The following is a 12,263-nucleotide window of genomic DNA, read 5'->3' on the forward strand; positions in this document are numbered from 1 at the left end:
CACTTGAGAAAATGGGGGGATTTGGACACAGGAATGCCCGGGAATGAATAAGCATTTAGAGCGCGCGGGAAGGGAGCACAAAGCCCAAAAGCTGCCGATGGCAATAAAAGAAAAATGCCCGGCTAATGGGTGACTGGTTATCCCGCGAAGGATGCAAAGCTGCGCATACCGGTGCCTAATGCAGCCGAAGCATCGCTGCCGGTCTCAGGACCGGCGCAGGGGCAAAGGCTAGGAGCCGGCGATCCCTGCAAACGGGCGCGCAAAAGCATCAGAGGCCGGGTCCGCAGTGACAGTCGTCTTCCGTCCGCTAGTCAAAGTAATCATTTTCCCAACCTCCTTTTCTGCTCTGCCGTTGCTTCAACTGACTGGCCCAGCAACGAACGCCACGACCCCGGCAGGACGCTCTGGGGTCAGGAATAAAAGTACACCACGATTAGAGTACCGCGCTACCTAATTCGTGAAACTTTCAAAGAAAAGTGGAAATAGCTATTAAAGGCCCCATCGGACAATTGCCGGAGTCCTCTTATCCCAGCCCAGGGTGCACACTTTCGCGGTTCCGAGAATAAAGTGGCGCCCCTCAGTGGGGGGCAATTCAAGCCAGCGGGCCGTCAGGATCCTGGAGAAGTGCCCGTGGGCCACGATGAGGACGTTGTCCATGCCGGATTCCAGGACGCGCCCAATGATCTTGTCCGCCCGGGCAGCCACCTCGTCCAGCGTCTCCCCATTGGGCACGCCGTGGGTCCAGATCAGGTAATCGGGGTTGTCTTTCCGGATCAGGTCCGAGCTGATGCCTTCATAATCGCCGTAGTTCCATTCCACGGCGAGGGGCTCATGCTGGGCGTCCGGAAAGCCGGCCAGTTCCGCCGTCCGGCGGGCCCGCCTCAGGGGAGAGGTCAGCACCAGGTCAAAATCGACAGGATCCAGCACCTTCCGGGCCTCCACTGCCTGCTGCTCGCCTTCAACAGTGAGGGGCAAATCAGTGAGTCCCGTGTACTGCCCGCTTTTGGACCACTCGGTTTCGCCGTGGCGGAGGATCCAGAGCTGGGGCCGGGGGGCAAGGGCAGGATTGGTCACTTGGACTCCTTGGAGGAAAGGTCGACGGCGGCAGGAGGCGTTCCGGCCCCAGGTTCGGCAGGTGCAGATTCCGGCTGCTCCGCCCACCAGCGGAGCAGCCTCGCTTCCGCTTCTTCGGTGGGCAGGGGCCCGTGCTCCATCCGCTCATTGAGCAGGAATTTATAGGCGCGGCCCACTACAGGCCCAGGTTTGAGGTGCAGGAGGGCCATGATCCGGGCACCGTCCAGGTCAGGGCGCACCGAATCCAGCGATTCCTGTTCCCGCAGCGCCGCGATCCGGGCCTCGAGGTCGTCATAGGCAAAGGCCAGCCGCTCGGCCTTCCGCTGGTTGCGTGTGGTGACATCCGAGCGGGTCAGCCGGTGCAGCCGTTCCAGCAGCGGCCCGGCGTCAGTCACGTAGCGGCGGACCGCGGAGTCGCTCCAGCCCGCGTCGCCGTAACCGTAGAACCGCATGTGCAGCTCCACCAGGCGGGCAACGGCCTTGATGGTGTCGTTGTCGAACCGCAGGGCCTTCATCCTCTTGGTGGTGAGCTTGGCACCCACCATGTCGTGATGCCGGAAGCTCACCGCGCCGCCCGGTTCAAAACGGCGTGTAGCCGGCTTGCCGACGTCGTGCATCAATGCTGCGAAACGGAGCACAAAGTCCGGCGCCGGCACGGGGCCGTCAGCGTCCGTTTCCAGTTCCGCCGCCTGTTCCAGCACCTGCAGCGAATGCTGGTAGACATCCTTGTGGCGGTGGTGCTCATCCGATTCGAGCCGAAGGGCGGAAACTTCCGGCAGCACAAACTCGGCCAGGCCGGTGTCCACCAGCAGGTCCACGCCCACGCGGGGGTGGCGGCCGCAGATGAGCTTGGTGAGTTCATCCCGCACCCGTTCCGAGGAAATGATGGTGATCCGTTCGGCCATCCTCGTCATGGCCTGGCGGACATCATCGTGGACGGAGACACCCAACTGCGCCGCGAACCTGGCGGCGCGCATCATGCGCAACGGATCATCCGAGAAGGACGCTTCCGGAGCCCCAGGCGTGGCCAGGATTGAGGCGTGCAGGTCGCGTACGCCCCCGAACGGATCCACCAGTTCCAGGGAAGGCAATTTCAGGGCCATGGCGTTGATGGTGAAGTCCCGCCGAAGCAGGTCGTCAGTCAAAGAGGAGCCAAACGCGACCACCGGTTTCCGGGACTCCGGATCGTAGGCCTCGGCACGGTAGGTGGTGATTTCGATCTGGAAGCCGGCCTTGCGCATTCCGATGGTGCCAAAGGCACGGCCAATCTCCCAGAAATTGTCCGCCCACTTCTTGATCAGGGCCACCGTTTGGTCCGGCGTGGCGTCAGTGGTGAAGTCCAGGTCCGGGGAGGTCCTGCCCAGGAAAAGGTCACGCACCGGACCGCCCACCAGCGACAGTTCATGGCCGGCGTCCACAAAACGCTGGCCGAGCTCCAGGACCACCGGGTCCACCTGGAAATCGACGGTGTGGGATTCAGTCTTGTGATGTGGGTGCGCCATAGTTACTTAAGCTTGTCAGAAACCAGCGGCAGCGCAGGCCAAAATGCCGTCAAGATCCTGCGTATTCCGTGCGGCACCGGCAAAGTGCGTCATATGCAGTCCATGTTGGTGTCATGTTCCGGTCATCACGAACGGGCAACAGTCGTTAGAGTGGACTCCATGGCCCATCCAGTACCGAGCGCTCCAGGCAGGAGGACAAACGCACCGTTGCCGTCGGCAATCGGTGCGCACGTTGCGCCTGCCCAGCATTCGGCACCGGCTTCTTTGCCCACTGTCGAGGAAGTCTCGGCCGGCGGCGTTGTAGTGGACACCTCCGACGCCGAACTGAGGGTGGCGATTATTGCCCGCCTTAATCGCGGCGGACGCTTGGAATGGTGCCTGCCCAAGGGGCATCCGGAGGGCAAGGAAAACAACGAGCAGGCCGCAGTCCGTGAAATCGCCGAAGAAACCGGCATTGAAGGTGACATCCTCGCGCCCTTGGGAAGCATCGACTACTGGTTCACCGTCAGCGGGCACCGGGTGCATAAAACGGTCCATCACTACCTCCTGCGGGCCACAGGCGGCGAGCTGACCATCGAGAACGATCCGGACCAGGAAGCGGTGGACGTTGCGTGGGTTCCCATCCAGGAACTCGCCCGGAAGCTGTCCTTCCCTAATGAACGCCGAATCGCTGACCTGGCACGCGAAGTCCTGCCCGAACACCTTTAGGACGGCCTTGCCGGCGGCGGCATTGCGGTGATACGCGCCTGCGGGTGAGACGATGAAGTCGATGTCAGCTTCCAATTTTCCTTCCGATCAAGCCGGCCGGGCCGGTGGCCCTCCAGACGGCGTACCTGCCGACCGTGCACCCCTGGATGGTGCGCCCCAGGCCGCAGCACCCCTGGACAGCGCGACCCAGGACAGTGCCCCCGCGGAAACCGCCCACCTGAGTGGCCCGGTGGACGGGTCTCCCTTGGACGGCGGACAAGCCGGTGCTGAACAGGCAAGCGAAACCAGGTCCAGCGCCATCATGGCCGCCGGAACCCTCGTTTCGCGTTTTCTGGGGTTCGGCAAGACCTGGATGCTGGGTACGGCCCTGGGCCTCGGTTCCACGGTCAATGACACGTTCATCAACGCCAACAACCTGCCTAACCTGATCTTCCTGCTGGTGGCCGGCGGGGTGTTCAACGCCGTGCTCGTGCCGCAGATCATCAAGGCCAGCAAGGCTCCGGACAGGGGAGCGGACTACATCAGCCGGCTGCTGACGCTGGCTGTCCTGCTTCTGCTGGGACTGACGGCCCTGGTGACGCTGGCAGCGCCCTGGGTCATCGAACTCACTACCCAGGGATACTCCCCGCAGCAAAAAGCGTTGGCCGTGGCCTTCGCCTTCTGGTGCCTGCCGCAAATCTTCTTTTACGGCCTCTACGCCCTCCTCACACAGGTCCTTAACGCCAACGGCGCTTTTGGGCCTGCCATGTGGGCGCCCATCCTCAACAACCTGGTGGCCATTGCCGGCCTGGGGATGTTCATCTGGATCTTCGGCGCCAACGAAGCGAACCCACACTCCCTGGACAACTGGGGAGACACCCAGACCCTGCTGGTGGCCGGGTTCTCAACCATCGGTGTGGTGTCGCAGACTGCCATCCTGATGATTCCCGTGATCCGCCTGAAACTGGGGCTCCGGCCCCGGTTCGGCTGGCGGGGAGTGGGGCTGGGCCAGGCAGCCAAGCTGAGCGTCTGGACCCTGCTGACTGCCGCCGTCGGGCAACTCGCCTTCCTGTACGTCATGCGTATTGCCACCATTCCCGGCGCGGAGCGTATCCGGCTCCAGCAGGCCGGCGACCCTGCGGCGGGCATGCTGCCCGGCAACGCCGTCCTGGAAGTGGCCAGCCAGCTGTATCTGCTGCCGCACTCCATCATTGCCCTGTCCCTTGCCACGGTCCTCTTCAACCGTATGACCCGCGCGTCGCAGGACGGCAACCGCGCGGAACTGCGCGACGCCCTTTCACATGGCCTCCGGACCATGGCCGTGGCCACCGTTTTCGGTGCATTGGCCCTCTTTGCCCTTGCGGGTCCGCTGGGAATGTTCTTTTCGGGCGGCCTGCGCCAGGACGGCGTGATGCTGGCCCAGACGTTGACCATCCTCGCGCTCAGCACGCCGTTCATGAGCGCCAATTTCATGATGTCCCGGGTCTTCTACGCAAATGAGGATGCCCGCACGCCGTTCTACGTCCAGCTGCTGCTGGCGGTGGTCTACGTGGCGGGAGCGTTTGCCATCCAGTTCCTGCCCGTGAACCAGATCATCTACGCCATCGCAGTGCTTTACATGGTGGGCAACATTCTCTCCGTGGTGATCAGTGCTTTCTTCCTGCGGCGCCTCCTGGGTCACTTGGACGGTGCGCGGATTGCCAACTCGTACATCCGGATGGGCTATGCGGCACTGGGCTCTGCCATTACGGGCGCAGGAGCCCTGTGGCTGATGGGCAGCTACAGCCCTGACGGGTTTGCCTGGCGCGACCGGCTGACCGCGCTCGTGACAGTCATCGTGGTGGGTCCCATCATGCTGGTGGCCTACTTCTTCCTGCTCAAACTGTTCCGCGTCTCTGAACTAAGCGACCTGCTCCGTCCCCTCCTGGGGAGGCTGGGGCGCGGCAGGACGGCTGAGCCTGCTGCGGAAGACGGGACCCCGCCGTCGGACGCGCCATCCGATGCACCTACGGATGACCGGCGTCGCCAGGCACCCGAGCGGGCCACCACCTCGGTGGATACCGGGCTGATCCCGCGCATCTCAGGAGAGTTCGACGCCGTCTCCTTCCGCGCCGGTCCAGTTCCTGAGCACGAGGGAGGGCGCCGGGAACCGGCCGACGGCGGCGCCCGCTCCGGTGCCGACGGCACCTACCTCCCCGGCGAGGACCAGCCCAGCACTGCACGCGGTGGACTGCTGCGCGACCAGATCCCGCTTCCGGGGCGCCGGACCTTCCAAGGTAAGGCCGGGGAGAACCCCCATTTCAAGCCCCGACGGCCCCGGAAAAAGTAACGTTCACGCGGTCTGCCGCTGTCTTCGTCCACGGTGCGTGAGGCGGAATCGGCTAGGATCGGAAGGAAACAGGGGTAGTTGCATTCAAGGGTCAGCCTCCCCGGCCGCCCCTTGAACGGTGGTTGCGTCATCCCATGCCGGCAATACCGGACAGTCTAGGAGGAACACGTGTCCAACCCGATCGATGTCGGATCAGTACTGGGCGGCCGTTACAAGGTCACAGCCACTGTATTGGCCTCGCACGACCACGATCTGGTGCTGGATGGTGTGGACCAGGTGCTTAACCGCCCTGTCAGCATCCTGGTTGCCGGACCAGAGAACACAGAGCAGGTTGCCCAGAGCGCGCGTGAGGTTGCTACCGGTGAACGCCCCGGCACAGTTCAGGTTCTGGACCTCGGCGTGACCGAGGCAGCAACCTACCTCATCACCAACCACACGTCCGCCGCGGACCTTCTGGATCTTGTCGTGGCGTCCAACCCTCCCTATGTGGAGCCGTTCTTCACGGACACTCTTGGAAGCGAAATCTTTGGGCAGCCCCGCTCCCGTGAGCCGGAGCCCTACGACGACGAAGACCACGTGGACGCCGGTTACATCAACTACGGTGATACGCACCCCAGCCAGGTTGATCCGTACCGTGCTGCACCCGCAATGTCACCAAAGCCTCCCGTCCGGCCGATGAATGCACCTGCCGGCCGTAAGCCCTCCGGCGCGTCCCCGATGGGCGGAACAGCTCTTGGCGGCGCAGCCGGAGCTGCGGCTGGTGCTGCGGCAGCCCAGGCTTCAGCACGCCCCGCGGGCCCATCGACGCGGCCCGCTGAAGATCCGGCAACTGGCAGCCTCGACTCCCACTCGAGGACACAGCCGGACGCGGCCGGGACTGGGAAGCCGAAGGTGTCCCTCTGGTCCGAGAGTGATTACGCCAGCGCCGGAGAGCATGACCGGTACGAAGACTCTCCTGTTGAAGATGAAAAGCCGGCCAAGCAGAAGTCCCCCGTGGTTACGCGCCCGGCAGCCGCCGCTGCCGCCGGTGCCTCCCCAGCCGGCCCGTCCTATGCCGGGCAGGACGACTATGACGACGACGACCGGGATGCACCGGCACGTGAACCGCGGTCGATGCGTTGGCTGGTGGGCGGACTGCTCGCCGTCGTTCTGATTGCCGGGCTTGTCTTCGCCGTGACCAACCTTGGCAGTCTTTTTTCTACGCCGCAGGCCAACCCGTCAGCTCCTGTCACCAACAATGACGCTCCGGCAGCCTCCGCGGCGCCAACGCCGGCACCCCCCACGGCTCCGCCTGCCGTCCCGCCGGCCATCGAAAGCGTCAGCCGTCAGGGTACCTTCGATTTTGCCGCCACCTTTGACGGTGACCTCGTCAAGGCCTACGACGGTAACGCAGCCAGCTACTGGTCGGACATGGAATTCGCCACCGAAAACTGGGGCGGCCTGGCCGCCCAGGGCGTACCGCTGGTGGTGAAGCTTGAGAACCGCGCAACAGTTTCTTCGGTGACGCTGTCACAGCTGGGCGGTTCGGGTGGAAACATCACGGTCTACACGAATGACCGGCCGTCCTTGGACGGCGCGAAGGCAGTGGGGACAAACAGCTTTACGTCAACTGATTTGAAGATGCCCCTCGCGGAGCCCGCACAGGCCGAGTACGTGATTGTCTCCATTAATTCCCTTCCCCGGCTGGCTGCGCCGAAGACGCGCTATGGCTACGGCCTCCGGTTGGCGGAGATCAACGTCCAGTAGCCGCGCTGCCTCTGTGCTTCAGTTCTGCAGAACCCGTGGGTTGTTTGCGTAGATGCACCAGGGTGCTCCGGCTTGCCGATGGACGGTAATCTGGGGAGAGCGTCTCGCGGAGTTCGCTTACTGCTGTCCGCGGTAATCCGCCGTGCCCTGGGCTCGGAATATTCAGCCTGCAGTATCAGTTGTGCCATGTGGCCGGCCTCCAAAGCGGGGCGCGTCAAATAAGGAAGAGGTTCACCGTTCAGTGACCATCACAGAAAACACCACGTCAGAAGTACGTGATGTCATCATCGTCGGCTCCGGCCCGGCTGGTTACACGGCAGCTGTCTATACTGCCCGTGCCAACCTCAAGCCCCTGTTGCTGGCAGGTTCTGTCACTGCCGGCGGTGAACTGATGAACACCACCGATGTCGAGAACTACCCGGGGTTCCCGGAAGGCATCATGGGTCCGGACCTGATGGAGAGCTTCGAGAAGCAGGCAGCACGCTTCGGCACTGAAATTCAGTTCGAGGACGTTACGTCGCTCCAGCTTGAAGGACCTCTCAAGGCAGTCACCATCGCCACCGGCGAAACCTTCCAGGCAAAGGCAGTGATCCTCTCCACAGGATCCGCCTACCGTGAACTCGGCCTGCCGAATGAGAAGCGGCTTTCAGGGCACGGTGTCAGCTGGTGTGCAACCTGCGATGGTTTCTTCTTCAAGGACCAGGACATTGCCGTCATTGGCGGGGGAGATTCCGCGATGGAAGAGGCATTGTTCCTCACCAAGTTTGCGAAATCTGTAACGGTTGTGCACCGCCGCGATACGCTCAAAGCCTCGAAAATTATGGCCGACCGCGCACTGGCCCACGACAAAATCAACTTCATTTGGAACAGCACCGTGGACGACGTAGTTGGCGACCAAAAGGTCACAGGTTTGAAGTTGAAAAACCTTCTTGACGGAACCGTTTCAGATTTGGCGGTCACAGGCGTGTTCGTCGCCATCGGCAACGACCCCCGGACTGATCTCGTCAAAGGGGTCCTGGAGCTGACACCGGAGGGAACCATCGCCGTCGAAGGGCGGAGTTCCAAGACCAGCCTGCCAGGCGTCTTCGCCGCTGGCGACGTCATTGATCCCACCTACCGTCAAGCGATTACAGCATCCGGTTCCGGATGTGTAGCCGCAATTGACGTGGAGCACTACCTCGCAGACCTGCCTGCCTAAGTCCGTAAGCGCTACGAAGAGAGAGATAAAACTATGAGCAATGCAAAAGACGTAACAGACGCCAGCTTCGGTACGGACGTTTTGTCCTCGGATAAGCCGGTAATCGTGGATTTTTGGGCTGAATGGTGTGGGCCTTGCCGCAAGCTCGGCCCGATTCTTGACGAGATCTCCGTTGAGTACAGCGAAAAGGTCGACGTTGTGAAGCTGAACGTGGATGACAACCCGGGAATTGCTGCAGAATACGGCATTACCTCGATTCCTGCTGTCTACCTGTTCCAGGGCGGGGAAGTGAAGAGTACTGTGATCGGTGCCAAGCCGAAGCAGTTCTTCGAGAAGGAATTCGCAGACGTCCTTTCCTAGGTCGTTCGGACCCGGGTTACTGCCCGCCAAGAACATATGTGGCCACCGCCTTTAGCGGTGGCCACATTCTTTTGGCCTTCGGACACCTAGCAAGGTGATGGTTCAGCTGCAGGGCACGTTTGTTCGCATCAGCACTAACACAACGGACCAAATTGGCACCACCGGCTTAGCTAATGGTGCTTGTGACGCAGGAGCACGAGGCTGGTTCTGCTGTTTTTATGTTTCACGTGAAACACCGCGCCGCCACGCTGAAGGCCGGCCGGTCAGCTAATGAATTTTGGCCAGCCGAAGCAGGGCAACCGGCGGGCGTCTGCCGGTGAATGCTCAAGGTTGGTATCATCGCCTACCCCAGGTTTCTCCTTTACTGAGGATTCCTGCCATTTCCCGGACCACGACGTAGGGAAGCTTTGCCACGGGAACTACGCATGGAACTGCTTCATCTGAAGAGAGTCCGCACAATCCTCATCCTGCCCTTGATCCGGCAGTGTTTCACGTGAAAAACAGAGGGACCGGTCGCTCAAACATGGATTCCATGCTGGGGGAGGCCGGGAGTGGGGCGGTATTCCTACACGAGCCACGGAAAAATTTAGGGACACGCCGCGCCGAACAAGTCGGCACCCATGAACCCGTCTGTAGAAGCGCGAGTGCATGCACGCTAAGTAGCTGTTGAGCACTCGCGGCAGGTGCCAAGAGTTGGCCGGCCCCGATCAACGACTTTCCGCTCCTGAAGCGAATGTTCGCTCCGCTGACACGAACGCAAGTCTAACTAGCTCTAGACGAGGTACGAGGATGTTCACGGACACCCCGGGACAAAGAGGACATTCGAAGTACATCGAGGCCCTGACGATGTGGACAAGCCCAAGTTCTCCCCAGCTTCTGGGTGACCGAAGCTACATACTCGCGGGACGGCGACCGTCACGCGCCAGAGGAAACGGGATTTGGTGGCCCAGGTTGGAGTCCGTGCGTAGGTCAAACTTCAGGTGAAAAAAAGCCAAACACCGCCCGTGTGCATTGATGTCCGTCACATGTGTAGGGCAGTCCACTTATGGGCGCGTGCACCCGTACCATTCAATTTAATCACTGGTCGGCAGACAAACCGGCACTGGTCGAACTAGGGGCACAAGGTACTGCGGAGGTCCTACTTGACCAAGCGCAACCAGTGATCGCGCTGAGGTGGCCGGCTTTCGTCACTGCTTATGGAGGCACGTACAGCCGCTGGAGCAACCCACCATCTGCTTTCGTGGTCGCGCTCCGAGACTCTCACGAATGGTCGAGGCGACCGACTACGAACCAGGGCAGGATGTAGTGAACGTGTAGGTGTTTCACGTGAAACACGTACACACGACTAGGGCGTCAGCGACTAGACGCCACTGGTGGGCTTGCCCTAGTCCGGGCCGATTATCTTTCAACGTCTATTCGCACTTCCGTGTCTCACCACGGCACCAATCGCCCAGCTAACCTACGAGCCACCGGGACCCTACTAGTCCCTCTCCTGACGATTCCACTGCAATGACGGCTTTGCGTCGCACTTTACGTTTCACGTGAAACATCCGCTGAATTTCGGCGGGACAACGTACCTCCGGTCTCTCAAGTTGCTGCAGTATTGCGAATGGAGTTCGCCAAGCGCAGGCTGCAGTTGCGGAATGAAAATACAGGGGCGCAGCGGACAGCGGTACGCACCTCGATGCTGGCATAGTTCCCGCGCCCCCATTGCGTGAAGTGGCAATGCCGACACGGGGAATCCAGTGTCCTAAGCGGCTGCTAGGTCAATACAATCCAGGCAGGTCGCGGGTTGCTGAGGAATACTGTGCCATCCCTGGTCGCACCGCTTGCTCTTGGGCCCGTGTATTGCGAGGCCCTGCCAAGCGATGTTACATCCGTCGTACTATTGTCGGAAACTTCGGCCAAGGGTTCCAAGTGCGGCTGGACTCCTTGCCGGGCCTGTTACCGTGCTCTGTAAGGTGGGCAGGTGGGAAGCCCGCACTCGTAGCTAGGACCGCCGCGGAGCGGCTGACGCAGTCCTCATGGAACGCATACGCCATCCAGGGGTGAACCGAGGAGCAGGGGTCCGCCCTATTGGTATACCCGCACGGCGAGAGCCCTAGTAAAGCCCGCTCCTTTCCTAAGTCCAGTAGTTGTCGGCGTCAAGAAAAGTGGTGACATGGCCGGGCAACAAGCGGCTACAGTCCCCTCTTCGTGAGGCCCAACCTGTTGTTATCCCCATAGTTTTCCACAGCCGCTTCCTGTAGTTTTCCCCAGTGTTATCCACAGCACTATCGTCCGCTCCAACGCCACCTCCTTGTTATCCAGCGTGTCCTGACAGCTACAGCGCCGGAACTTTAGCTGATACGAGGCGGGCGCCCTCAAGAAATCACAGCAGTTTTAGGACGAGGACGCGCTTACAACACCGAAAATTCACCGTCGGTGGTTGATCGCCGTACGGTGGGGCACCTGCCTTTCGTGGCTGGGAAATGGTTCGTCTGTTTCACGTGAAACCCGTCTAGCCGTAGTGCCAAGGACGACGCGGCCGCAACGCCGCGTCACTGGTTCCTCCCGGCATGCTCCCGCGGTCATCCACAATTGAAGAGCGATTTTTCCACATCGTTATCCACAGCTATATCCACCGGCCGAAGCGGTCCACCAAGCTCGGTCTGGGTCATGGTGATGAAGAACGCATCACCCGTGCAGGTCGCTTAGGAGCCTGGTACAGGCTGATGCAAATTCCCACTTCGACCGTCGCAATACCTTTCCCTATGTTCCGCCGGCACCGCAGGGGCACTGCGCTTGCCACTACTTCGGCCACTACGCATGTCACACCGTTACGAGCACCGGTCGGCACTCTGACCTCGCCGCGGTAGCCGCCACGATAGTAGCTGTGCAATGTCCGCGCCGCCCGCACCGCCCAAAACCTAGCACCTGGGGCCAAAGCACCTTTGAGCTGTGGCCGGGAGATAGGTCTAAAGAAGCTACCTCGATTTACTAGCGAAGATCGAGAGCCCCATAGCGTTGCTTCCCCTCCGTACGGAGCGAGCCACAACTACCAGCCTCCGCGCAACTTACCGACCGAAAGCTCTAACTGCTGTTGGCCTAGCCGTTGATAAGGGCAGCAGCGCCACGAAGTCTACAGGATGATGCCACCTAGGCAACCAGCAAACCGATGAATCATCGCGCTCGCACGGGCCTCCTCGAGGCGGGGCACTGTTTCACGTGGAACAACAGCCTAGGTGCTTGCCCGAGCACATGGGCATTGCAAGCCGACGAAAGTAGGCATGCCGAGCGACAAGGTGCTCGACACGTAAGAGGCAGTGACGACGAAGGCTCAGTCCTGCATGCCCATCATTGAACTGGAGAGAGGGATACCAGGAAC

At 61.3% G+C, this 12,263-nt stretch carries 7 protein-coding genes; 5 read left to right on the top strand and 2 right to left on the bottom strand.

What is annotated here, in order from left to right; all coding sequences use genetic code 11:
* Positions 1–489 precede the first annotated feature (489 nt).
* Both M1D32_RS19910 and M1D32_RS19915 read right to left on the bottom strand, forming a co-directional pair.
* Positions 490–1,074, bottom strand: a complete 585-nt coding sequence (locus M1D32_RS19910) for a histidine phosphatase family protein (protein ID WP_163164999.1) — start codon at positions 1,072–1,074, stop codon at positions 490–492.
* Positions 1,071–2,576 carry a CCA tRNA nucleotidyltransferase gene (locus M1D32_RS19915; RefSeq protein WP_458780318.1) on the bottom strand — a complete coding sequence of 502 codons (1,506 nt, stop codon included), beginning with the start codon at positions 2,574–2,576 and terminating at the stop codon, positions 1,071–1,073. The genes M1D32_RS19910 and M1D32_RS19915 overlap by 4 nt, the downstream gene beginning before the upstream one ends.
* A gap of 207 nt (positions 2,577–2,783) precedes the next feature.
* Between M1D32_RS19915 and M1D32_RS19920 the strand changes: the two genes are divergently transcribed.
* The 5 genes from M1D32_RS19920 to trxA all read left to right on the top strand — a co-directional run bounded on the left by M1D32_RS19920 (position 2,784) and on the right by trxA (position 8,896).
* On the top strand, positions 2,784–3,284 hold the full coding sequence (locus M1D32_RS19920; protein ID WP_050057127.1) for an NUDIX hydrolase: 501 nt from the start codon (positions 2,784–2,786) through the stop codon (positions 3,282–3,284).
* 61 nt (positions 3,285–3,345) lie between these two features.
* Positions 3,346–5,592 carry a murein biosynthesis integral membrane protein MurJ gene (gene murJ, locus M1D32_RS19925; protein ID WP_458780319.1) on the top strand — a complete coding sequence of 749 codons (2,247 nt, stop codon included), beginning with the start codon at positions 3,346–3,348 and terminating at the stop codon, positions 5,590–5,592.
* A 168-nt stretch (positions 5,593–5,760) separates the two neighbouring features.
* Complete coding sequence (locus M1D32_RS19930; protein ID WP_458780320.1) at positions 5,761–7,338, top strand: ABC transporter substrate-binding protein; 1,578 nt, start codon at positions 5,761–5,763, stop codon at positions 7,336–7,338.
* 241 nt (positions 7,339–7,579) lie between these two features.
* Complete coding sequence (gene trxB, locus M1D32_RS19935) at positions 7,580–8,536, top strand: thioredoxin-disulfide reductase (RefSeq protein ID WP_458780321.1); 957 nt, start codon at positions 7,580–7,582, stop codon at positions 8,534–8,536.
* A 33-nt stretch (positions 8,537–8,569) separates the two neighbouring features.
* Positions 8,570–8,896, top strand: a complete 327-nt coding sequence (gene trxA, locus M1D32_RS19940; protein WP_104043843.1) for a thioredoxin — start codon at positions 8,570–8,572, stop codon at positions 8,894–8,896.
* Positions 8,897–12,263 lie beyond the last annotated feature (3,367 nt).

Source organism: Arthrobacter sp. D3-16 (assembly GCF_054408515.1).

What these genes read in the sequence shown, in the direction of transcription:
- trxA (WP_104043843.1), top strand. Translation starts at nt 8,570, where the DNA reads ATGAGCAATGCAAAAGACGTAACAGACGCCAGCTTCGGTACGGACGTT.
- M1D32_RS19915 (WP_458780318.1), bottom strand. Translation starts at nt 2,576, where the DNA reads ATGGCGCACCCACATCACAAGACTGAATCCCACACCGTCGATTTCCAG.
- murJ (WP_458780319.1), top strand. Translation starts at nt 3,346, where the DNA reads ATGTCAGCTTCCAATTTTCCTTCCGATCAAGCCGGCCGGGCCGGTGGC.